Consider the following 23,780-nt stretch of genomic DNA (forward strand, 5'->3'; position numbering starts at 1 on the left):
GACAGTCTATCTAAAGTTAAACATTAAGGACGGCAACCATGAACATCGACGATCTCGGCCCTCTGGTCTTCAGTGACTTCAACGACTCCGACGAAAACCCCCGCCGCGGCCTGGGGTATCACCAACTCTATGACCCCAACAAGAGAATCGGACTGACCGCCAAACTCCCCGACGTCACGCGCGTGGGCGACACCATCACGCTGTACTGGAATAACAACGACGTGCAGCAGTACAACCTCGATCAGCCGACCATCGACCAGGGCTGGCTGAGTTTCAGCGTGGGCACTGTCCTTGTTCAGGACCCCGGCGCCGAAGTGTATTACACACTGTTTGACAACCAGGCCGGGGACTTGCAGACATCGCCCACGCGCACCGTCGCGGTCAGCCGCCTATCGCCGGGGGATTTGGACCCCGATACCTCGACCGCCATCAACGAAAATCTGGTGGCCTGCACGGTCAGCCCTGATCCGGTAAATAACCCAGCTGCCGCTGTCATCGTCACCGTGCCTGCATGGGCTTATCAAGAAGTAGGCGATGAACTGACTGTGATGTGGAACAACCTGCGCGTGATCCATCCGGCGCTGACAACGTTAGGGCCGCAAAACGTCGTGGTCCCCCCAGAGACGCTCGAAGCGGGCGGCAGCAGTGACATGCTGCTGGTCAATTATGAAGTCCGCGACATTGTGGATAACTACTCGTTGGTGTCACCGTCAACTTATGTGCGGGTTGAGATTGATCCAGATGCGTTGGCTTCCCCTCGGGTTAATGAGGCCGACCGCGTTACGTTGATCCTCAATCTGGAAGCGCTCGGCGATGCTGATGCGCATGTGGCGATTCCTTCTTACACCGGCAACGGAAAAGCCTACACCGTCACCCTCGACTGGGTAGGCAAAACACCGACCGCCGACATCAGCCTGACCCTTGCACCAGTGACAGTCGACGATCCCGGCTTCGATCACGCGACCTTCACCATCCCCAACGCCCACCTGAAACTCATCGCGGGCGGCTCTGCGGTGGTGCGTTACAGCCTCAGCCAAACAGGCGCTACGCCAGATAAACAATCAAAAACCACCACCATCACCCTCACTGGCTTGCCAGTTCAGCTCGCCCTGGCCGTCGTCAAAGAAGCTGGCGGCACCACCACCATCGACCTCGCCCTGATCATCGGCGACAGCGCAACGGTAACTATCGCCGCCTATTCCGGCCAAAGCGTCGGCGACAAAATCGTCGTCAACTGGAAGGGCACCAGCGCTTTAGGCGACCCGGTCAACTACAGCAGCAGTACCGTCATCGTAGAGGGAGGCGAACTGAAAGAAATCACCTTCAACGTCCCGAGGGCTTACGCCGATCAACTGGCAGGCGGCGCGCTGGAGTTGAGTTACCAAGTGGTGTTCAGCGCGACGGGCAGCACACAGAACTCGCCGATTGCAGGGTATACGGTCATCGGAACGCCCCTCCAATTGGCACCGCCTGCGGTGGATGAGGCCAATGGCGCGCTCATTGATCCCGGCACAGTGACCTTGGCGGCGACAGTACGTATCAAGCCTTACAACGGCAAGGATTTCGGCGACATCATTTACCTGCGCTGGGAGGGCACAACTCAGACCGGAACTTCGCTCGTTCACGTCGATGAGTACAGCGTAGGGAAAAATGAGAGCAACACAGACGTCACCTTTCTCGTTGATAAAAGCCATCTTGATCCACTGATCAATGGCACGCTGGCCGTGAGCTATCGCGTGCTGTCAGCGACAACTGAAAACACCCAGCCCTCAAGTGCGGCCACCTACACGGTAGGCACCAGTATCCTGCTGCTTATGCCAACGGTGGATAACGCACTAGACGATGTTTTCGACCCCGCTAAGTACCCACAGGGCACATCTGTACATGTAGACGGTCAGGCCATTTCATTGAAGCGACTGGACACCGTCACGATTTACTGGACAGGTGCCACCGCAGACGGCACAGCCTCGCGGGATTTCAGAGCCGCCACCGACAACCAAATGCTCACATGGCCCATAACGGCTGCATTGATTGGCTTTAGCCGAGACGCAAGTGTCGATGTGTTTTACGAGGTGCTTCGCAGCGCAGGCGGCCAATCCAAGTCGCTCGCCAGAACGTTGAGCATTCTGGGCGATGCGGTTCCCGGTGAGATTACCGACGACTTTTCGATCCATACCGGAGACTTGATAACCGTCGGAGGGTCGGTCACTACGCCCCACATGACCATTCGGTTTTTATCCGGGGCAGGGCAGGCGGGTTTTGCTCCCGGCTACATACTGCCTCCAGAGGCCGCCGACTATTTCGTCGGCACAGTGCTACAACTCGGTTATGCCGCCTCAGGCAACCAAACCCTTGAACTTGAACTGAATGTCGAATGCCGCGTAGTGAACTGCGATGTCCACGGCGTAGAGACCGGTAGCACGGCCATTCGGTATCTGGATGCCAATAAACTAGAGCTTCATGCAGAGGTGCTGCCCAAGGCCAGCAATCAACATTTGCACTATGAAAGCCTTGGCAAGCCTATTCGTTACATAGAAATCGTGAATCAAAACAAAGACTGGACGCTGTGGGATAACTTTGTAATGCAAGCCTGATCGCCCATTGGGGACGGATCGATTTTCGGTGCAAGTCCGAAACTGAATCATTCCCCTAACTCGGAGCAGGCCATGTCATGCGCGTGCCTGCCAGCTTCACCCACATCAAGGAAGAACGCCATGAGTGTATTAACTGCGGCACAGGAAATAGAAATCTCCGACGCGTTTGCCTCGGCAACCAAGAGCGCGTTGTCGACGGTCCTCAACAGCCTCGCGCCCACGCAAAATGCTGATTACCCCAAACCGCATGTGCAAGAAGCCCCTTCAGATTCCCTGGACCCGCTTTTGGGTAACCCTTCCGGGGTGCATGTCGAGGTGGTTTATCCATCAATGACGTCGTCCGACTTCATTGGCTTGTCCTTCAATGGCAACGACACTTTCGAGGTAAAAAATGGCAGCCTGTTTGGAAAGGTAACGTTTCTGGTTCCCGTTGCCGATGTGACTCTCGCGGTGGGCAAAACCATTCAGGTCATCTATGCCGTGGTCCGTCCGGATGGGGTGATCCTGTCCGAGATTCTGAACCTGATCGTGCAACCGATCGCGGCGGACAAACTGCCCACCCCGCAGATCACTCAGGCCTCGGAGGACGTACTGGATTTGACAACGTTTGACGGGGATGCAGATGTGACGGTTGAGGCCTGGCCGTTGATTGCGGTGGGGCAGACGGTTTGGTTGACGGTGAGTGGACCGGGTGGGGGGCCGACTATGGAGTTGCTGAAGGCTTATGTGGTAACGGCAGCGGATGTGACTAATGGGATTGGGGGGGCTATTGCGCGGGCGGAGTTGGAGAAATTGGAGGATGGGAGAGAGTTGGAGGTAAGGTGCAAGGTTGGGTTTGAGGGCGGGAGTGATGAGGCAGAGGCAGTTGAACTTCCGACTGCCGCATTCAAGTTAGCTCTGATTAGCTTCGAAGGTTTCGAGACGGCAAAGGAAGAAAACTTTCCTCCAGAACAGCTAGAAAACTTCCGAGCATTCAGTATTTCAGCAGCCCAAAGCTGGAGGATTAAATCCAATTATGAATATCCGCCGTATATGACGGGTTTAATGGCGCATTTTAATCTCGGTCGGATAACCATTACACTAAAATCCCCCGCAAAAAGCATCAGATTTGCAGCTCAATATCAATTAGGGGATGCCACTATTACATACAAAGATGAGCAAGAACTTACGATCACCACTCAGCTAGAACCCGCAGTAATTACCTATCCGGCCTCAAAATGGATAGCGTATTTCACTGCCACAAGGAAAATAAAGTCCATAATAATAGATCGCCCAACAAATGCTGGGCTCTCCGGGATCGGGCTAGATAATTTTACGTTCACATATATATGAGCTGCGGGGCAGATAAAAGTTTAAGAAAGGGGGCAGGCCGATTTTCGGTGAAGTGTTGAAAATAAATCAGTCTCTACCCGCCCGTCAGAGCATGAAGTCCTGGCGGGAAACCCAGAAGCATTAAACATCAAGGACGAACACCATGAGCGCATTAACCGAAGCACAAAAAAAAGCCTGCGACGCGTTCGCCTCAGCAACCAAGAGCGCTTTGTCGACGGTCCTCAACAGCCTCGCGCCCACGCAAAATGCTGATTACCCCAAACCGCATGTGCAAGAAGCCCCTTCGGATTCCCTGGACCCGCTTTTGGGTAACCCTTCCGGGGTGCATGTCGAGGTGGTTTATCCATCAATGACGTCGTCCGACTTCATTGGCTTGTCCTTCAATGGCAACGACACTTTCGAGGTAAAAAATGGCAGCCTGTTTGGAAAGGTGACGTTCCTGGTTCCCGTTGCCGATGTCACCCTCGCGGTGGGCAAAACCATTCAGGTCATCTATGCCGTGGTCCGTCCGGATGGGGTGATCCTGTCCGAGATTCTGAACCTGATCGTGCAACCGATCGCGGCGGACAAACTGCCCACCCCGCAGATCACTCAGGCCTCGGAGGACGTACTGGATTTGACAACGTTTGACGGGGGAGGCGATGTAACCGTTGAGGCCTGGCCGTTGATAGCGGTAGGGCAGACGGTATGGCTGACACTCATTGGTACGATGGTGGATGGCTCCAGGTTCCAACTAAATCTGCTGGATGGATATATTATTGGTCAACAAGAGATCTTGAATGGCATTGCGCTGAATATCCCTCAGGTTGATTTGGAGCGATTGAAAGACTCCAGTGAGCTTACCCTGACTATTGAAGTTGGATTTGGCAAATCTCCCTCGCAGCATGATGCAATGTCTTTCCCCGTGCTTCGATTGAAGGTAAGTGCGCTGTTAGAGACGTTTGAGTTCATTCCTGTACAAAGTACGTCCCTTGGGGGGAGTATTGACACCCCTTTCCTGGAGATCGCACTCGTCTCGGGGAGCACCAGCGCAATTGTGAGCGTTGTTTGCTATCCCACTGCGGCACCTCGGGACATTTGGTATCTCCATTACAACGACAATGAAAGCCCTTCTGCGGTATTTGCGATGGAACTCAGATTGAAGTCAACGTACGCGAAAGTTAGTTTTCGGTGGTACGGACAAGCGAGCCTCTTCGAAGCGTACGATAAAAATCGAATACTATTATCTAGTCAGCGACACCCAAGCGTAGGCCCCAAACCGATAGATATTTCTTTCTCAAATGTTGGGCTGAACGTTATCAAAATATTTCCGGACCATACCGGCGGAAGTATTATAGAAATAATAAAACTAACTAGATAATAACGACACCTTGACCGGTGACCTGCAGGAGTCACCCAAACGCACCATTTCGGGCAGCGATAATCGCCGAGCAATTTGGACCCTTCCAGCACAGCTGCTAAACTCCGCTCCCTTCCAGGAGCCGCCATGAATTACCGTCACGCCTTCCACGCAGGCAACCATGCCGACGTGTTCAAACACCTGATCCTGACTCGCTTGATCGCCCTGATGGCGCGCAAGGAGCAGCCGTTCGCCTACATCGACAGTCACGCCGGGATTGGTCTGTATGACCTCAAGGGCGATCAGGCCACCCGCACGGGCGAATGGTTCGAGGGCATTGCGCGCTTGTGGGACGCGCCGGACCTGCCTGCGCTGGCGGCCGATTATCTGCAGGTGCTGCACGACATGAACCCCGACGGCGAGCTGCGTTATTACCCAGGTTCTCCGGAAATTGCCCGTCGCCTGACCCGCGAGCGTGAGCGCATTCTGCTCAATGAGAAGCACCCCGAAGACGGGCGACTGCTTAAAGAGAACATGAAGGGTGATCGCCGCGTTGCGGTGCATTTGGGTGAGGGTTGGCACGTGCCGCGTGCGCTGCTGCCAGTGGCGGAAAAACGTGGGCTGTTGCTGATCGACCCGCCGTTCGAACAACTCGACGAAATGAAGCGTTGCGCCGTGGCCCTGAAAGAAGCCATCGGCCGCATGCGTCAGACCGTGACCGCGATCTGGTACCCGATCAAGGATCAGCGTCTGTTGAAACGCTTCTATCAAGACCTGGCCGAAACCGGTGCGCCGAAGTTGTTGCGAGTAGAATTATTCGTGCACCCGCTGGACACCCCGCAAAGCTTGAATGGCTCTGGCCTGGCCATCGCTAACCCGCCGTGGGGTCTGGAAGAGGAGCTGCGCGAGCTGATGCCATGGCTGGCCAAGACCTTGGGGCAAACCCAAGGTGATTGGCGCATGGATTGGTTGATCGCGGAGTAAGTTGGGTGCCAGATTAATCTTCGGTGATTGATCTGGCCTCTTCGCAGGCAAGCCTGCTCCCACAGGATGAACTGCGCCCACAGTTAGCTAGACACTTGACTCAAGCCGGCAAACAAACCCCCGTCCCGCCCAGTCCACAATACCCAGCCGGGTTCTTCGCCAGGTATTGCTGGTGGTACGCCTCAGCGTAGTAGAAGGTCGGTGCTTCTTCGATTTCAGTTGTGATCTGGCCCAGGCCAGCTTTGTTCAGTTCGGCCTGGAATGCTTCCTTGCTCGCTTGGGCCGCTTTGAGTTGGGCTTCGTTGGTGCAATAGATAACCGAGCGATATTGCGTGCCGATGTCGCCGCCCTGGCGCATGCCCTGAGTCGGGTTGTGCGCTTCCCAGAACACTTTCAACAGCGCGTCATAGGTGGTGTGTTCGGTGTCGTAGACTACCAGAACGACTTCGCTGTGGCCGGTCAGGCCCGAGCAGACTTCTTCGTAGGTCGGGTTGGGCGTCATGCCTCCGGCGTAACCGACTGCCGTGCTGTACACGCCCGGTTGCTGCCATAGACGGCGTTCAGCACCCCAGAAACAGCCCATCCCAAAAATCGCAAAATCCACGGTGCCAGGAAACGGGCCGAGCAACGGGTTGCCGTTGACGAAATGCTTTTCCGGCACGGTCATGTGCGTTTCACGGCCTGGCAGTGCCTGCGAGGCGGTAGGCAGTTCATTTTTGTTCACGAGTATCTCCGAGCGCAAAACCATGAGCCATATCCTCTGAGTAGATCGAGACAACGGATAAGCATTGTCAGTCAGGGCTTCTGATTAATAGAGGGTGAGTGACGATAGACCGACAGTTTGCCCGACTGTTCAGGGTCGAGGGAAGGGGCGGGACACGCGTAGGGAGAGGCGCGCTGATGTCAGACCAGAGGGCCGCGAGGGTAACGTCGGAGCTTGTCGATCAGCTCCAGCCCTGGAATCGGCCGGTCAAACAGATAGCCTTGACCGACGTCGCATCGATGGCGACGCAGGAACGCCAGTTGTTCGGCGGTTTCGACACCTTCGGCCACGACCGTGAGTTTAAGGTTGTGGGCCATGGCGATCACCGCTGAGGTGATTTCCATGTCGTCCTGATTATCCGGAATGTCGCGGATGAAGCTGCGATCGATCTTGATGACGTCAATCGGGAATTTTTTCAGGTAGCTGAGGGAAGAGTAACCGGTGCCGAAGTCATCCATGGCCAGGGTCAGCCCGAGACTTTTCAGGGAATCGAGTTGTTGTCGGGTGTCCTCGGTCGCTTCCAGCAGCAAACCTTCGGTGAGTTCAAGCTCCAGCAAGGGGGCTGGCAGACGTTCTTCCTTGAGGATGCTGGCAATCGAAGACACCAGGTCCGGGTCGGAAAACTGCTTGGGTGACAGGTTGATCGCAACGTGCAAGAGCCCCAGCCCGGCGGCGGTCAGTTGTTTGCTCATGCGGCACGCTTCACGCGCGACCCATTTACCAATGGGGATGATCAGGCCGGTTTCTTCTGCAACGCTGATGAACTGGTCCGGGCGAATCATGCCTTTTTCCGGGTGATTCCAGCGCAACAGCGCTTCCATCCCCAGCAACCTTCCGCTGCGCAGGCACAGTTTGGGTTGGTAGAACACTTCCAGCTCGTTTTGGGTCAAGGCGCGTCGCAGATTGTTCTCGACGAACAGCTTATAGCTGGCCTCGGCGTTGAGGGCCTCTGTGAACACTTGCACCTGATGTTTGCCGTTGGCCTTGGCTTTGTGCAGAGCCAAGCCGGCGTTCTTCATCAGGGTTTGCGGATCGCGGCCGTGCAGTGGCGCGCAGGCGAGGCCCACGGAGCCGGTGACGCTGATCAACTGGTTGTCGACGAACATCGGTTTATCCAGGGTCTTGAGTACCTGGATGGCGATCTGCTGGCCGGCGTCGAGGTCGGTGTCATCCAACAGCACGGCAAACTCGTTACTGGCAAATCGCGCCAGACTGCTGCTGGGGCTCAGGCTGTTCCGCAGGCGCCGGGCAAGGCTGATCAGCAGTTTGTCGCCAGTCTGATGGCCAAGGCTGTCGTTGATGCGTTTGAAGTTGTCGATGTCCACCAGCAACAGGCTGATGGGCGTGTCGCTGTCACGGGCAAAGCGCTCATCAAGGTTGCGAATGAACGCTGGCCGGTTGCCCAGGCTGGTGAGGTTGTCGGTGTAGGCCAGGCGTTCGATGCGCTGTTGTGCGAGCTTGGTCTGGGTGATGTCTTCGTAGATGCCGATGTAATGAGTCAACTCACGATTGTCGCCATACACCTTGGAGATCGAAAGCTGACCCCAATAGGGTTCCAGATTTTTGCGACGGCTCTTGAACTCGCCTTGCCAGCTGTTGCTTTTGGCGAGGCTGGAGTTGGCATCGAGCAGCAGTTCGTTGAGGTTTTCCAGCGCTGTCAGATCTGACAGCCGGTGGCCGTGGACCTCTTCGGTGGTGTATTGGGTGATCGCGGTGAAGCTCGGGTTGACGTATTCAACCACCCCGTCGCAATTGACCAGCAAGAAGGCGTTGGCGCTTTGTTCCACGGCGCGCTGGAACAAATGCAAGGCGCTGGTGGCGGTGCGTCGGTTGTGGTTGTTGAGAACCTGCGCGAATTGATCGGCCAACTCGCCGGCAAAGGTTATTTCATCGGCCTGCCAGGCGCGCGGGGTGCCGGTCTGTTCCAGGCACAGCACACCGACGACATGGCCATCGACACGGATACTGGCATCGAGCATCGCATTGATGTCCCGAGGCTTCAGGCTTTCTGCCATCTCGCGGGTGCGCGGGTCTAGTGATACGTCATTGGCATCAATGGCGCGGCCGGTGTGCAGGGCATCCAGGTAGCTCGGGAACAGGCTGGCGTCGATGGGTTGCGGTAGCAGGCAGTCGCCAGTGTCGCGATTGAATGCGGCAATCGGCTCCAGGCGCTGGTCGTTGAGGTTCCAGATACTGGCGCAGGCAATGTCGTAGATTTCGCAGGCGCTTTGGGTGATCAGTTGGGCCGCTTCCTGCACTGAGTTTTGGCTGCTGTAGCGATGACGGGCCAGGCGCAGGATCAGGCTTTGCTGAGCGCGAACACGCTCCAGATGCAGCAATTGCTCATGCTGGGCACGCTGGTTGAGCTCAAGGGCAATTTGCAGGCGGTTGTTCTGGCTTTCCAGATCCGGGTCTGACGCAGGGCCGCTGTCACCGAGCAGGCCTTCGACCACGATTATATAGCCGCGTAGCAGGTGGCGGTTATGCTGCTTAAAGCCCTCACCCATCTCCAGCAGGCTGATCGGGCCAACGGCAGTGTGCAGCGTATAGCGGATCAGATAGAACGGACTATTGGCCAATTGCAGCTGGACGTCGTCATGCATCTGATAGCGCGCTTCGGGCTCCATCAGGCTGGCATAAGGCGAGCCAATGAGGGAGCAAAGGTCTACCGCGGGCAGGCCAAATTGCTTTTCGCAATTGGGATCGAGGTACAGCAGCGCCCAGCTAGCTTCATTCAGCCGTTCGAAACGCAACATACCGAGCCGCGAGGGCACAGGTAATTGCGTGACTACCTCGACCGCGGTTCGACCGACGGCATCGGGTTGGCTTTTCATTAAGAAACTCGCTTCCAGAATGCTGATCGCGCCCGGGCTTGCGCCCTCTTTTTTGTCGCGTGCGCCAAGGTTGCATCATGCAGCTCGGGCTGACAAGGGAGGGCAGTGGCTTAGTGCTATAAATCGTACCGATTGGCGTATTGATCTGCAGTATTTCTCGGGACTTTCGGGGTGTGCCTGGCTTGGGGCTTCGCGTGCAAGCCCTTACCCACAAGCTCTGCGCAGGATTATGGGTACGAGCTGGCCTGCAAAGAGGATAGACGCAGTCTGTTAGTCCAACGTAATGACGACCGGCTGTTTTTCCAGGGTTTGGCCATTTTTGCCAAAGAATTCCACCTGAACTTCTTTTTCATTCGCGCTCACATAGGCGAAGTTGTCTTCGCTGTGAACGTTGCTGATGAGTTGGCTGTTGTAAGCACCGTCGTTCACGATGCTCACCGGCCCATCCAGTATGAAGTCCGATTCATAGGAGTAAGCATACGTCGCCAACAGCGGGATTTTGTACAGCGGCGAAGACACGATGGTGTGCACGCTAAAGTCGGGTTCGGCCGAATGGGTCAGTTTGCTGATCAGCGAACAATGAACGTCGCCTGAAACGAATACGACGTTCTGGATTTTATTGAAGCGAATGTAGTCGAGGATCTGGTTGCGTTGTTCCGGGAACGACTTCCAGCTGTCGCCATGGTCTGACTGGAGGTCCGGGTAAAACATGACCGGCGTAACCACGAACTTGACCCGCGCCTCACTGGTTTTCAACGTGTCGAGCAGGGCGGCCATTTGCACCGTGCCAATCATTTCGGGTGGTGTGGTGTGCAATTTGCGCTCGGTTCGGACGTCCATGACAAACCAGTCTGATACGCCGTTGGTGACGGTGTACCAGAACTTCTCCGGGATGACCGCGCCGGAAATGTCTCCGCTCTTCCTCGCGTCATACAGGGGACTGTGGCTGCACTGGTAGATGCTGTACGCCTCGATGGCTGCAGGGTAGAGCGTTTCTATGTCCTGAGGGGTGGCCTTGGCGGGCCAGTTGTCCTCGATCTCATGGTCGTCAAGGATCATGTAGGTGGGTACGTTGTTCATCATTTTGCCGATACCCTCCTGGCTGAACGCGACCCGGTAGCGGCCGAGGAAATCTTCCAACGCCGCTGCCGGGTTGATCAGGTTGAGGTCGTCGGCATAGATCTGATCACCCACCATGAACATGGCATCAATGGGCATTTTCTTTCGGGTGACTTTGTCGAACATCACTTTGAACATTTGGTCGCCCAGATCCGGCCATAGGCCCATTCCACCGCTGCCCCTCAAAGTATGGATATAACGGCAGGAGCCGACGATGAAGTTGCGCTCGGCTTTTGGATTGCGGGTGGCCGTTTTGAAGGCATAGGTGCTGCTGGGCCACTTCAGTTTGCCGCTGCATTGCAGGGCGACATTGTCCAGGGTTGTTTCAGCGCTGAACCAGCCTGCTTGATAGTCATAGACCGTGTTGTCATCGAGGCCATCGAGGATCATGACCGCCGTCATGTCGTTGTAAGGCATCAGTTGGTTGAACACAGGTTCCGACCAGTCAGGATTGTGACTGACTCGGTAACGTACAACGCTGAAATGAGGGGTTTGCGACTCGCTTTTTTTGCTGCGAAGAAATATCCGACATTGTTGCGAGGTGGTGTGGCCAACGACAGGGCCGATAGTGGGCTTGAGTATTTCCATGATTGAATCCGTTCAAATCAAATTGGGGGGTGTGTAGTGCCTCATTGATTTTAGGGCGGACAGGAAAAAAATCGCTTCATGAAGGGCTATAGCGTGTGCGGCTGCTGACGATGTGTCCTGTAGGAAAAGCGGTTTGGCGGGCAAAAAAAGCCCCGCCAAGGTGGCGGGGTTGAGGTACGAGCGTGGCAGCTCGGAAAACAGTGCTCGGCAGGCCTGCGGAAACGGGCCTGCCGGCTTTTCTACAGGAGCATCGTGCGGATATCCCCGAGCAGTTCGCTTAAGCGCTTGGTGAAGCGCGCAGCTGCAGCGCCGTTGATCACGCGGTGATCATAGGACAGTGAGAGTGGCAGCATCAGTTTCGGCTGGAAGGCTTTACCGTCCCAGACTGGCTGGATAGTGGCCTTGGACACGCCAAGGATCGCCACTTCCGGTGCGTTGACGATCGGCGTGAAGCCGGTGCCGCCAATGTGGCCGAGGCTGGAGATCGTGAAGCAGGCGCCTTGCATGTCATCGGCGGAGAGCTTTTTGGCGCGCGCTTTTTCTGCCAGAGCGGCAGCTTCAGCGGCCAGTTGCAGGAGGCTCTTCTGATCGACGTTCTTGATGACCGGGACCAGCAGACCTTCCGGTGTGTCCACGGCGAAGCCGATGTTCACGTACTTCTTGCGGATGATCGCTTTACCGCTTGGCGCCAACGAGCTGTTGAAGTCCGGCAGTTCCTTGAGCAAATGCGCCGCGGCCTTGAGCAGCAGTGGCAGGACGGTCAGCTTGACGCCAGCCTTCTCTGCGACGGCTTTCTGAGCGATGCGGAAAGCTTCCAGTTCGGTGATGTCGGCCTGGTCGAACTGAGTCACGTGCGGAATGTTCAGCCAGCTGCGGTGCAGGCTTGACGCGCCGAGTTGCATCAGGCGAGTCATCGGCACTTCTTCGGTTTCGCCATAACGGCTGAAATCGACTTCCGGGATCGGCGGGATACCCGCGCCCCCGGTAGCGCCGCCGGCCGGTGCTTCCTTGGCCTTCTGCATCATGGCTTTGACGTAAACCTGCACGTCTTCTTTGAGCACGCGACCGTGTGGGCCGGTTGAGCCAACCGCACTCAGTTCTACCCCGAATTCACGGGCCAGTTGGCGAACTGCCGGGCCTGCGTGAACCTTGGCGCCGTCTTTCGCGGGTGCCACGGCGGCTGGAGCAGCGGCTTCGGCTTTTGGTGCCGACGCTGCTGCCGGTACGGCCGCTTCGGTTGGAGCTGGTGCAGCCGCCTGAGCCGGTGCTGCGGCTGGAGCTGCAGCGCCCGCCACTTTCAATTTCAGGATCAGGTCGCCGGTGCCGACTTCCTGGTCCAGCTTGACGCTGATGCTTTCGACCACGCCAGCAGCGGGCGAAGGAATTTCCATGCTGGCTTTGTCGGATTCGAGCGTGATCAGCGATTGATCAGCGACGATGGTGTCCCCGACCTTGACCATCAATTCGATGATCTTGGCTTTGCCCGACGAACCGATGTCCGGAACATGGATGTCCTGGACCGTTTCGCTGGCCGCGGCAGCGGGTGCAGCAACCGGTGCCTGGGCGGCGGCAGGCGCCGCTTTTTCTGGCGTGGCAGCGGCAGGTGCGGTCGCAGCGGGAGCCGCTTGTGCAGGAGCAGCCGCGTCGCCTTCGACTTCCAGTTCGAACAACTCGTCGCCTTCTTTCAGGCGGTCGCCGAGCTTCACTTTCATGCTTTTGATGACACCGGCTTTAGGCGCAGGGATTTCCATGCTTGCCTTGTCCGACTCCAGCGTCAGGATGCTCTGATCGGCTTCGATACGATCGCCGACCTTGACCATCAACTCAATGACTTCACCTTCACCGTTGCCGATGTCGGGTACTCGAATTAGCTCACTCACAATCTCTCTCCTTCGGAGAACCTGTTCACTCTCGACTGCACTGGTTTCAGTTGAGACGAAAACAGCGTTGGGTGCTCATTTACCGATGTAAATTCCGCACCCTCTGCTGCTTCGCGCACCTCATCAGCGCTGTGTGCGATCTGAAAACAGACTCTTAACAGTCCAGTGGGTTGCGTTTCTCAGGGTCGATGCCGAACTTGACGATGGCTTCAGCCACCACCTTGGGTTCGATATCGCCGCGATCAGCCAAGGCTTCCAGAGCTGCCAGGACCACGAAGTTACGATCGACTTCAAAGAAGTGACGCAGCTTCTTGCGGCTGTCACTGCGGCCGAAACCATCAGTGCCCAGGACTTTGTATTCCTTGGTCGGTACCCACTGACGAATCTGGTCAGCGAACAGTTTCATGTAGTCGGTCGAAGCGATCACCGGACCTTTACGGCCACTGAGGCATTCTTCCACGTAGCTCAATGCAGGCTTCTGACCCGGGTGCAGGCGGTTGCTGCGCTCTACGGCCAGGCCATCGCGACGCAGTTCGTTGAAGCTGGTAACGCTCCAGACATCCGCGCCGACGTTGAACTGCTCGCGCAGGATCTTCGCCGCTTCACGCACTTCACGCAGGATAGTGCCCGACCCCATAAGCTGGACGTGGTGCGCCGCTTCCTTGGTGTCTTCTTCGAGCAGGTACATACCCTTGATGATGCCTTCCTCGACGCCAGCCGGCATGGCCGGTTGCACGTAGGATTCGTTCATCACGGTGAGGTAGTAGAAAACGTCCTGCTGCTCTTCGAACATCAGGCGCATGCCTTCGCGGATGATCACCGCCAACTCATAGCCGTAGGTCGGGTCGAACGTGCGGCAGTTCGGAATGGTCGAGGCCAGGATGTGGCTGTGACCGTCTTCGTGCTGCAAACCTTCGCCGTTGAGCGTGGTCCGACCGGCCGTGCCGCCGACCAGGAAACCCCGGGTGCGGCTGTCGCCAGCGGCCCAGGCCAGGTCGCCGATACGTTGGAACCCGAACATCGAATAGAAGATGTAGAACGGGATCATCGGTTGGTTGTGAGTGCTGTAGGACGTACCGGCAGCGATGAAGGAGGACATGGCGCCTGCTTCGTTGATACCTTCCTCGAGGATCTGACCTTTCTTGTCCTCGCGGTAGAACATCACTTGTTCTTTATCGACTGGCTCGTAGAGCTGGCCGACGGCCGAGTAGATGCCCAACTGGCGGAACATGCCTTCCATACCGAAGGTACGGGCTTCGTCGGGAATGATCGGCACGATGCGCTGGCCGATCTCTTTGTCCTTGATCAGTTGCGACAGAATCCGCACGAAGGCCATGGTGGTGGAGATTTCGCGATCGCCGGAACCGTCGAGGATAGCCTTGAGGGTTTCCAGTGGCGGAGTCGGCAGATTGAAGCTCTTGGCGCGACGCTGTGGCACGAAACCGCCCAGTGCGGCACGGCGCTCGCTCAAGTAGCGGGCTTCGGCGCTGCCTTCTTCGGGCTTGAAGAACGGCAGGGTTTCCAGTTGGTCATCTTTGATTGGAATGTCGAAGCGGTCACGGAAGCTTTTCAGGCTGTCGACGTCGACTTTCTTGGTGTTGTGCGCGGTGTTCTTCGCTTCACCCGCACCGGTGCCGTAACCCTTGATGGTCTTGGCCAGAACCACGGTCGGTTGACCCTTGTGGTTAACGGCTTCGTGGTACGCCGCGTAGACCTTGTACGGGTCGTGGCCGCCACGGTTGAGTTTCCAGATTTCATCGTCGGACAGATCAGCAACCATCGCCTTGAGTTCGGGCGAGTTGAAGAAGTGTTCACGCACGAACGCGCCGTCTTTGGCTTTGTAGTTCTGATACTCGCCGTCGACCACTTCGTCCATCCGGCGTTGCAGGATGCCGTCGACGTCTTTGGCCAGCAGTGGGTCCCAGAAACGGCCCCAGACCACTTTGGTCACGTTCCATTGAGCGCCACGGAACACACCTTCGAGTTCCTGGATGATCTTGCCGTTACCGCGAACCGGGCCGTCGAGACGTTGCAGGTTGCAGTTAACGACGAAGATCAGGTTGTCGAGGTTTTCACGACCGGCCAGGGAGATTGCACCCAGGGATTCCGGCTCGTCGGTCTCGCCATCGCCCAGGAAGCACCAGACTTTCTGCTTGCCTTCAGGGATGTAGCCACGGTGTTCCAGGTACTTCATGAAGCGTGCCTGGTAGATCGCCTGGATCGGGCCAAGGCCCATGGATACAGTCGGGAACTGCCAGAAATCTTTCATCAGCCACGGGTGTGGATAAGACGACAGGCCTTTGCCGTCGACTTCCTGACGGAAGTTGTTCATTTGGTCTTCGGTGATCCGGCCTTCCATGAACGCCCGTGCGTAAACGCCCGGCGAAGCGTGACCCTGGAAGTAGATCAGGTCGCCGCCATGTTCGTCGGTCGGGGCCTGGAAGAAGTAGTTGAAACCAATGTCATACAGCGTCGCGCTGGAGGCGAAGCTGGAGATGTGACCGCCCAGGTCAGGGTCATGCAGGTTGGTTTTGACAACCATTGCCAACGCGTTCCAACGCACCAGCGAGCGAATGCGGCGTTCCATGAACAGGTCGCCAGGCATGCGTGCTTCGTGGGTAACGGGGATCGTGTTGCGGTAGGGCGTGGTGATGGCGTAAGGCAGCTGTGAGCCACTTCTGGTGGCCAGCTCGCCCATACGGGTCATCAAATAGTGAGCACGGTCTTCGCCTTCTTTGTCGAGAACCGATTCCAGGGCGTCCAGCCATTCCTGGGTTTCGACGGGATCGAGGTCTTGCATGGCTTGCTCCAGGGCGGAAAGGCTTCCAGAATCGGTTGCCTGAGTTTGCGACTGGCCTTGTGGGCAGACGACATAAATTCTTGGATTACCGGGGGTTGTACCGGCGTTGTGTAGTTTTACTACAAATCGTCGGCCATTTCAGCCTTTCGAGTAGGTGCCTCAGTAGTAAAACTACAGAAGAGCGACTTATGGGCTCCTGTTGTGTTGTGAGATAAATCGTTAATGTAGGTGTAACGTGAACTCGGACGGGGAAAGACTTGATGTTGGCTGCCAAGAAATATGATTTTTCAGCTATTTATAACCTTTGTTCGACGATCCGCCTCACTACGTATTTCTTGTTGTCACGACAACCGGCCCTCCGTACGCCGATAAAGGATAGACCATGAGCCTCCCTTTGCTGGCCGATCTGCCAGCCATCCTGCAGCCGTTTGTCACGCGTGCGCATCAGTCGTGGGGCACCGCCGTGGCCTCCCTTTCCGACGATATCCTTGTCACGCTTGATACGTGGCCCGATGCGCGCCGCGCCGCTTTCGAACGCGTGTGCGCGGCCAGTGACTTTGTCGCCGATCAGGTGTGTCGCGACCCGCAAATGCTCCTCGACCTTGCCGCGTCCGGCCAGTTGGAGCGCAGTTTTGCCGTGGGCGAGATGCGCGAGCAGCTTGACGCCGCCGTGCAACTCGCCAGCACCGAGGATGAGTTGGGCCGCCATCTGCGCCGCCAGCGCACCCGACATCAGGTGCGCATCGTCTGGCGTGATCTGACCCGTCAGGCCGATCTGGTTGAAACCTGCCGCGACCTGTCGGACATGGCCGACGCCTGCATCGATCTGGCCTATCAATGGCTGTATCAGCGCCATTGTCAGCAGTTCGGTGTGCCGACCGGGCGTCGCAGCGGTGAGCCGCAGCAGATGGTCATCCTTGGGATGGGCAAACTGGGGGCGGTCGAACTCAACTTGTCGTCGGACATCGATCTGATCTTCGGTTACCCCGAAGGTGGCGAAACCCAAGGGGTCAAGCGCCCTCTGGACAATCAGGAATTCTTCATTCGCCTGGGGCAACGGCTGATCAAGGCGCTGGACCCGATCACCGTCGATGGTTTCGTGTTCCGCGTGGATATGCGCTTGCGGCCTTATGGCTCGTCTGGTGCGCTGGTGCTCAGTTTTAACGCGCTGGAGCAGTATTACCAGGATCAGGGTCGTGACTGGGAACGCTACGCGATGATCAAGGCGCGGGTGGTGGGCGGCGATCAAGTCGCTGGCGCGCAGTTGCTCGACATGCTGCGGCCGTTCGTCTACCGGCGTTATCTGGACTTCTCTGCGATTGAAGCGCTGCGCACCATGAAGCAGCTGATTCAGCAGGAAGTCCGGCGCAAAGGCATGGCCGAGAACATAAAGCTTGGCGCAGGCGGAATTCGCGAAGTGGAGTTCATCGCCCAGGCGTTCCAGTTGATTCACGGCGGTCGAGACCTGAGCCTACAACAACGCCCACTGCTTAAAGTGCTGAGCACCCTGGAAGGTCAGGGGTATCTGCCGCCTGCGGTGATTAGTGAGCTGCGCGATGCCTATGAGTTTTTGCGATACACCGAGCACGCGATCCAGGCCATCGCCGATCGCCAGACCCAGATGCTCCCGGACAGCCCGGAAGATCAGGCGCGCATCGCCTTCATGCTGGGCTTTGCCGACTGGACGAGTTTCCACGAACGGTTGATGCACTGGCGTGGTCGCGTGGATTGGCATTTCCGCCAAGTGATCGCTGATCCCGATGAAGAGCAGGGTGAAGAAAGCCAAATGGTGGTCGGCGGTGAATGGTTGCCACTGTGGGAAGAATCCCAGGACGAAGACGCCGCCTGCCGCCAGTTGCAGGAAGGCGGATTTACCGATGCCGCCAAGGCGCTGAGACAATTGTCAGGCCTGCGCGGCAGTCCGCAACTACGCTCCATGCAGCGCCTGAGTCGCGAACGTCTGGACGCCTTTATTCCACGGCTGATGGCGCAGACGGTGGAGCATGAAAATCCCGACTTGGTATTGGAACGCGTGTTACCACTGGTCGAAGCGGTCGCCCGACGGTCCGCCTATCTGGTGCTCCTCACGGAAAACCCCAATGCCCTGCGTCGTTTACTGACGCTGTGTGCGGCCAGCCCGTGGATCGCCGAGCAAATCGCACGCTTCCCGCTGTTGCTCGATGAATTGCTCAACGAAGGCCGTCTGTTCAGCCCGCCGTTGGCCCCGGAACTGGCAGCGGAACTGCGCGAGCGGTTGACCCGGATTCCCGAAGATGACCTCGAACAACAGATGGAGGCCCTGCGACACTTCAAGCTGGCCCACCGGCTGCGTGTGGCGGCCTCGGAAATAACCGGCAGCTTGCCCCTGATGAAAGTCAGCGATTACCTGACCTGGCTGGCTGAAGCGATTCTGGAGCAGGTGTTGGCCTTGGCCTGGCGCCACACGGTCGCCAGGCACGGCACGCCGTCGCGCCCGGATGGCACCCTGTGCGATCCCGGTTTCATCATTGTCGGGTACGGCAAAGTCGGGGGGATCGAGCTCGGTCACGGTTCGGACCTGGACTTGGTGTTCATTCATGACGGCGATCCGCAGGCTGAAACCGACGGTGCCAAGCCTATAGATGGCGCGCAGTTTTTCACCCGACTGGGCCAGCGGATCATCCATTTGCTGACCACCCAGACCAACTCCGGTCAGTTGTACGAGGTCGATATGCGCCTGCGTCCGTCTGGCGCGTCGGGGCTGCTGGTCAGTTCATTGGGCGCCTTCAGCCGCTATCAGGAAAACGAAGCCTGGACCTGGGAGCATCAGGCGCTGGTGCGTGCGCGGGTGTTGGTGGGCAGCCAAGAGGTAGGTGCCGCTTTCGAAAAAGTACGGGCCTCGGTGCTGGGTCGCAAGCGTGATTTGCCTGCGCTGCGACTGGAAGTGAGCGAGATGCGCGCCAAGATGCGGGACAATCTGGGCAGCAAGTCGACGGCCGCCGGAACGGCCGCGAATGCCTTCGAAGCCACGGCGCCGTTCGATCTCAAGCAGGACGCCGGTGGTATCGTCGATATCGAATTTATGGTGCAATACGCCGCCTTGGCGTGGTCCTGGGAGCATCCGGCACTGCTGCGTTATACCGATAACATCCGTATTCTGGAAGGTCTGGAACAGGCCGGGTTGGTTCCCGACACAGATGCCCACCTGTTACGCGAGGCTTATAAGGCCTATCGTGCAGCGGCTCACCGGCAGGCTTTGCAGAAAGAGGCCGGGGTGATCGGCGGCGATCAATTTCACGCCCAACGGCGCGAAGTGCTACGGATCTGGTCTGAGTTAGGTTTGAGTTAAGGGTGTGAATCAATGGCATCCGGCGAGCGCTCGCGGCCTTAACCGTCGTGTTGCGCAGGATTTATAACGCTATGACAGGGAGGCGTCAGGTTGTGTGGCAAGGTCGCGCAATTTGATAAGCCTCCCTGCTCGTTTCTGGTGGTTTTTGGATTAAGCATGAGAATTCTAATCGTTGGGCCAAGCTGGGTCGGTGACATGGTGATGGCGCAAACGCTGTTCCAGTGCCTGAAACAGCGTCATCCCGAGTGCGAAATCGATGTGTTGGCCCCTGAGTGGAGCCGGCCGATTCTTGAGCGCATGCCCGAAGTGCGCAAGGCCTTGAGCTTTCCGCTCGGCCACGGCGCGCTCGAACTGGCAACCCGCCGCAGGATAGGCAAGTCGCTGGCTGGCCAGTATGACCAGGCGATTCTGTTACCCAACTCGCTGAAGTCGGCGCTGGTGCCGTTTTTTGCGGGCATTCCGAAACGCACCGGCTGGCGTGGCGAGTTCCGTTACGGCCTGCTCAACGATGTGCGCACCTTGGACAAGCAGCGTTACCCGCTGATGATCGAACGTTTCATGGCATTGGCCTATGACGCGGGCGTCGAGCTGCCTCAGCCGTATCCACGGCCGAGCCTGCGAATCGATGCCGCCACCCGCGATGCCGCGCTGAGCAAGTTCGGTTTGACCCTTGATCGCCCGGTGCTGGCGCTGTGTCCTGGCGCCGAGTTCGGCGAGTCCAAGCGCTGGCCCGCTGAACATTACGCCAAGGTCGCTGAAACCCGAATTCGCCAAGGCTGGCAGGTCTGGTTGTTTGGTTCGAAAAATGATCATGCGGTGGGCGAGAGCATTCGTGATCGATTGATCCCCGGCTTGCGCGAAGAGGCCGTCAACCTCAGCGGCGACACGTCGCTGGCCGAAGCGATTGACCTGATGTCCTGCGCTGACGCAGTGGTGTCCAATGACTCGGGCTTGATGCACGTCGCCGCGGCGCTCAATCGCCCGCTGGTGGCGGTGTACGGCTCGACATCTCCGGGCTTCACCCCACCGTTGGCCGACAAGGTCGAAATCGTCCGGTTGGGCATCGAATGCAGCCCGTGTTTCGACCGTACCTGTCGCTTTGGTCATTACAACTGCATGCGTCAGCTGGAGCCAACACCTGTGGTCGAGGCGCTGGAGCGTCTGGGCGGCACACCGGTCGAGGTTATCTGAGTTGCGGGTACTGTTGATCAAAACTTCTTCGCTGGGGGATGTGATTCACACGCTGCCAGCGTTGACCGATGCTGCGCGGGCGTTGCCTGGTATTCAATTCGACTGGGTGGTCGAAGAAGGCTTCGCCGAGATCCCGACCTGGCATCCGGCGGTGGCCGGGGTGATCCCGGTGGCCATCCGGCGCTGGCGCAAGAACCTCTGGCAAACCCTCAAGAGTGGCGAGTGGCGGCGCTTTAAGCAGCGCTTGAGCGAGACTGACTACGACTTGGTCATTGATGCTCAAGGGCTGCTGAAAAGTGCGTTGCTGACGCGTTACGTCAACGCGCCGGTGGTGGGCCTTGATCGGCAATCGGCGCGTGAGCCGTTGGCCAGTCGTTTTTATGACCGACCGTATCCAGTGGCGCGCGGGCAACATGCGGTGGAGCGCTTACGCCAGTTGTTCGCTCAAGCGCTGGGCTATCAAGTGCCTGACGGTCTGGGCGATTACGGTCTGGATCGCACGCGTCTGCTGGACGCGCCCGACAGTGAGCCTTTTGTCCTGTTTCTGCACGGCACCACGTGGACGACCAAACACTGGCCGGAGCTCTATTGGCGGCAATTGGCTGAGTTGATGGGCGCACGCGGTCTTCAGGTGCGCCTGCCGTGGGGTAACCCGGCTGAGCTGGCACGTGCCGAGCGCATTGCCGACGGCCTGGATAATGCGGTGGTGCTGCCCAAGCTGAATTTGGCGGGTGTTGCCAAAGTATTGGCTGGCGCTCAAGCGTGTGTCGCGGTGGACACCGGTCTCGGTCATTTGGCTGCCGCGCTGGACGTGCCAACTCTGTCGCTGTTCGGCCCGACCAACCCTGGCCTGACGGGTGCATATGGTAAGTCGCAAGTGCACATTGCCAGCGACTTTCCATGTGCCCCGTGCCTGCAAAAGAAATGCACCTATCGCCCGACCGCTGAAGATCAGCGTCGGTTCGATCTAAAACGCGAGTGGCCATTGTGCTTCACTCGCTTGAATCCCGAGCGAGTAGCGAGCCAATTGGGCGCGCTGTTGCTGGCAAAGGAACCAAGCTGATGCAACTGGCTTTTGTGCTTTATAAATATTTCCCGTTCGGCGGCCTGCAACGCGACTTCATGCGTATTGCCCTGGAATGCCAGCAGCGCGGGCATCAAATCCGCGTCTACACCTTGATTTGGGAAGGCGACGTGCCGCCCGGCTTTGAAGTGCTGGTGGCGCCGGTCAAGGCAATGTTCAACCATCGCCGTAACGAAAAGCTCAGCGCGTGGATGGAAGCGGATCTGGCCAAGCGTCCGGTGGACCGTCTGATCGGCTTCAATAAAATGCCCGGTCTGGACGTGTACTACGCTGCTGATGGGTGCTTTGAAGACAAGGCGCAAAACCTGCGTAACGCGTTATACCGTCGCTGGGGACGCTATCGTCACTTCGCCGAGTATGAGCGAGCGGTGTTCGCCAAAGATGCGAAAACCGAAGTGTTGATGATTTCCGAAGTGCAGCAACCGTTGTTTATCAAGCACTACGACACGCCGCTGGAACGCTTCCACCTGTTACCGCCGGGCATTGCCCTGGATCGCCGTGCACCGGCCGATGCGCCGCAGATTCGCGCCGAGTTCCGGCGCGAGTTTGGCCTCGCGGACGACGACTTGCTGGTGGTGCAGATTGGCTCCGGGTTCAAGACCAAAGGTGTTGATCGCAGTCTGAAAGCGCTGGCCGGCTTGCCGTCAGCGCTGAAGAAGCGCACCCGGTTGTTTGTGATTGGCCAGGACGACCCCAAGGTATTCCAGCTGCAAAGCGCCACGCTGGGGCTGGGCGAACATGTGCAGTTCCTCAAGGGGCGTAGCGATATTCCGCGTTTTCTGCTGGGTGCTGACTTGTTGATTCACCCTGCCTACAACGAAAACACCGGCACGGTTCTGCTTGAAGCGCTGGTGGCTGGCTTACCGGTGCTGGTCAGTGCAGTGTGCGGTTATGCGCATTACATCGCCGAAGCCGATTGCGGCCGGGTGCTGGACGAGCCTTTCGAGCAGGCGCAACTCAACGACTACCTGGCAACCATGCTCAAGGATGACGCTGCACGCACGGCCTGGAGCCGTCATGGCCTGGCCTTCGCCGATACGGCGGACCTCTATAGCATGCCGCAGCATGCGGCCGATGTGATTCTGGCGGAGCACCACGGATGAAATTGATCCTTGCTGAGCCGTTCAAAAGCCTCTGGGATGGGCGCGATGCGTTCGCCGAAGTCGAGCGTTTGGACGGTCAGGTTTATCGCGAACTCGAAGGTCGGCGCACGTTGCGCACTGAGGTCGAGGGGCGCGGGTATTTCGTCAAGATTCACCGGGGTATCGGCTGGGGCGAAGTGGTCAAAAACCTGATGACCGCCAAATTGCCAGTACTGGGCGCCGGTCAGGAGTGGAAGGCGATCAATCGCCTGCATGAAATCGGTGTGCCCACCATGACCGCCGTTGCCTATGGCGAGCGCGGCAGCAATCCGGCCGCGCAGCACTCATTCATCGTCACCGAAGAATTGGCGCCGACCGTCAGCCTGGAAGATTTCAGCATCCATTGGCGTCAGCAACCGCCGCAGCCAAGGCTCAAGCGCGCATTGATCGCCGAGGTCGCGCGCATGACCGGCATGATGCACCGCGCCGGGGTCAATCATCGTGACTGCTACATCTGTCACTTTCTGTTGCATACCGACAAGCCGGTGACGGCCGATGACTTCAAACTGTCGTTGATCGACCTGCACCGCGCTCAGACACGCAAGACGATCAGCATGCGATGGCGTAACAAGGACTTGGCCGCGCTGTATTTTTCGGCGCTGGATATTGGCCTGACCCGGCGTGACAAATTGCGCTTCCTGCGCGGCTACTTCCAGCAGCCGTTGAGGCAGATCCTGGCAGAGGAAGCCGCGTTGCTCCGTTGGCTGGAAAGCAAGGCCAACAAGCTGTACGCACGCAAAGTACGCTACGGGGATGCGCTCTGATGGGGGGGCTGTAAGTTGAGCCGGCTGGACAAAAAAGC

14 protein-coding genes are annotated in these 23,780 nt (G+C 57.7%); 9 read left to right on the top strand and 5 right to left on the bottom strand.

What is annotated here, in order from left to right:
- The first annotated feature begins 38 nt into the window (after positions 1-38).
- From QN399_RS03770 to QN399_RS03785, 4 genes are all read left to right on the top strand, one after another.
- The gene (locus tag QN399_RS03770) at positions 39-2,594 is read left to right on the top strand and encodes a hypothetical protein (protein WP_330200573.1); all 2,556 of its coding nucleotides are present in this window, start codon (positions 39-41) and stop codon (positions 2,592-2,594) included.
- A gap of 120 nt (positions 2,595-2,714) precedes the next feature.
- Positions 2,715-3,926 (top strand): hypothetical protein, encoded by a 1,212-nt coding sequence (locus QN399_RS03775; protein WP_330200574.1) that lies wholly within the window; start codon positions 2,715-2,717, stop codon positions 3,924-3,926.
- A gap of 142 nt (positions 3,927-4,068) precedes the next feature.
- The gene (locus tag QN399_RS03780) at positions 4,069-5,286 is read left to right on the top strand and encodes a hypothetical protein (protein WP_330200575.1); all 1,218 of its coding nucleotides are present in this window, start codon (positions 4,069-4,071) and stop codon (positions 5,284-5,286) included.
- A gap of 126 nt (positions 5,287-5,412) precedes the next feature.
- Positions 5,413-6,249, top strand: a complete 837-nt coding sequence (locus QN399_RS03785; RefSeq protein WP_330200576.1) for a 23S rRNA (adenine(2030)-N(6))-methyltransferase RlmJ — start codon at positions 5,413-5,415, stop codon at positions 6,247-6,249.
- A 100-nt stretch (positions 6,250-6,349) separates the two neighbouring features.
- Here QN399_RS03785 and msrA read toward each other — a convergent pair whose 3' ends face one another.
- The 5 genes from msrA to aceE all read right to left on the bottom strand — a co-directional run bounded on the left by msrA (position 6,350) and on the right by aceE (position 16,233).
- Complete coding sequence (msrA, locus tag QN399_RS03790) at positions 6,350-6,997, bottom strand: peptide-methionine (S)-S-oxide reductase MsrA (protein ID WP_322277932.1); 648 nt, start codon at positions 6,995-6,997, stop codon at positions 6,350-6,352.
- A gap of 155 nt (positions 6,998-7,152) precedes the next feature.
- Positions 7,153-9,846: an EAL domain-containing protein gene (locus QN399_RS03795; protein ID WP_330200577.1), complete on the bottom strand. Its 2,694-nt coding sequence runs from the start codon at positions 9,844-9,846 to the stop codon at positions 7,153-7,155.
- A gap of 270 nt (positions 9,847-10,116) precedes the next feature.
- Positions 10,117-11,553 carry an alkaline phosphatase D family protein gene (locus QN399_RS03800; protein ID WP_330200578.1) on the bottom strand — a complete coding sequence of 479 codons (1,437 nt, stop codon included), beginning with the start codon at positions 11,551-11,553 and terminating at the stop codon, positions 10,117-10,119.
- A gap of 239 nt (positions 11,554-11,792) precedes the next feature.
- On the bottom strand, positions 11,793-13,433 hold the full coding sequence (gene aceF, locus QN399_RS03805) for a dihydrolipoyllysine-residue acetyltransferase (RefSeq protein ID WP_330200579.1): 1,641 nt from the start codon (positions 13,431-13,433) through the stop codon (positions 11,793-11,795).
- A gap of 154 nt (positions 13,434-13,587) precedes the next feature.
- Entirely contained in the window at positions 13,588-16,233 is a 2,646-nt protein-coding gene (gene aceE / locus QN399_RS03810) for a pyruvate dehydrogenase (acetyl-transferring), homodimeric type (RefSeq protein WP_322177524.1), read from the bottom strand.
- Positions 16,234-16,615: 382 nt separating this feature from the next.
- Here aceE and glnE point away from each other — a divergent pair, with 382 nt between their 5' ends.
- The 5 genes from glnE (at position 16,616) to rfaP (ending at position 23,742) form a co-directional block, all read left to right on the top strand.
- Entirely contained in the window at positions 16,616-19,561 is a 2,946-nt protein-coding gene (gene glnE / locus QN399_RS03815; protein WP_330200580.1) for a bifunctional [glutamate--ammonia ligase]-adenylyl-L-tyrosine phosphorylase/[glutamate--ammonia-ligase] adenylyltransferase, read from the top strand.
- Positions 19,562-19,717: 156 nt separating this feature from the next.
- Positions 19,718-20,752 (top strand): lipopolysaccharide heptosyltransferase II, encoded by a 1,035-nt coding sequence (gene waaF, locus QN399_RS03820; protein WP_322177526.1) that lies wholly within the window; start codon positions 19,718-19,720, stop codon positions 20,750-20,752.
- A gap of 1 nt (position 20,753) precedes the next feature.
- Entirely contained in the window at positions 20,754-21,815 is a 1,062-nt protein-coding gene (gene waaC / locus QN399_RS03825; RefSeq protein ID WP_322277936.1) for a lipopolysaccharide heptosyltransferase I, read from the top strand.
- Positions 21,815-22,939 (top strand): glycosyltransferase family 4 protein, encoded by a 1,125-nt coding sequence (locus QN399_RS03830; protein ID WP_322177528.1) that lies wholly within the window; start codon positions 21,815-21,817, stop codon positions 22,937-22,939. Before waaC ends, QN399_RS03830 begins: the two co-directional genes overlap by 1 nt.
- Positions 22,936-23,742 (top strand): lipopolysaccharide core heptose(I) kinase RfaP, encoded by an 807-nt coding sequence (rfaP, locus tag QN399_RS03835; RefSeq protein ID WP_322277937.1) that lies wholly within the window; start codon positions 22,936-22,938, stop codon positions 23,740-23,742. Before QN399_RS03830 ends, rfaP begins: the two co-directional genes overlap by 4 nt.
- The last annotated feature ends 38 nt before the right edge of the window (positions 23,743-23,780 follow it).

The sequence above is a fragment of the Pseudomonas sp. 10C3 genome, assembly GCF_036346185.1.
Lineage (GTDB): Bacteria > Pseudomonadota > Gammaproteobacteria > Pseudomonadales > Pseudomonadaceae > Aquipseudomonas.

Coding starts and splice junctions, on each gene's coding strand:
- QN399_RS03770 (WP_330200573.1), top strand. CDS start 39: ATGAACATCGACGATCTCGGCCCTCTGGTCTTCAGTGACTTCAACGAC.
- QN399_RS03775 (WP_330200574.1), top strand. CDS start 2,715: ATGAGTGTATTAACTGCGGCACAGGAAATAGAAATCTCCGACGCGTTT.
- QN399_RS03780 (WP_330200575.1), top strand. CDS start 4,069: ATGAGCGCATTAACCGAAGCACAAAAAAAAGCCTGCGACGCGTTCGCC.
- QN399_RS03785 (WP_330200576.1), top strand. CDS start 5,413: ATGAATTACCGTCACGCCTTCCACGCAGGCAACCATGCCGACGTGTTC.
- msrA (WP_322277932.1), bottom strand. CDS start 6,997: ATGGTTTTGCGCTCGGAGATACTCGTGAACAAAAATGAACTGCCTACC.
- QN399_RS03795 (WP_330200577.1), bottom strand. CDS start 9,846: ATGAAAAGCCAACCCGATGCCGTCGGTCGAACCGCGGTCGAGGTAGTC.
- QN399_RS03800 (WP_330200578.1), bottom strand. CDS start 11,553: ATGGAAATACTCAAGCCCACTATCGGCCCTGTCGTTGGCCACACCACC.
- aceE (WP_322177524.1), bottom strand. CDS start 16,233: ATGCAAGACCTCGATCCCGTCGAAACCCAGGAATGGCTGGACGCCCTG.
- glnE (WP_330200580.1), top strand. CDS start 16,616: ATGAGCCTCCCTTTGCTGGCCGATCTGCCAGCCATCCTGCAGCCGTTT.
- waaF (WP_322177526.1), top strand. CDS start 19,718: ATGAGAATTCTAATCGTTGGGCCAAGCTGGGTCGGTGACATGGTGATG.
- QN399_RS03830 (WP_322177528.1), top strand. CDS start 21,815: ATGCAACTGGCTTTTGTGCTTTATAAATATTTCCCGTTCGGCGGCCTG.
- rfaP (WP_322277937.1), top strand. CDS start 22,936: ATGAAATTGATCCTTGCTGAGCCGTTCAAAAGCCTCTGGGATGGGCGC.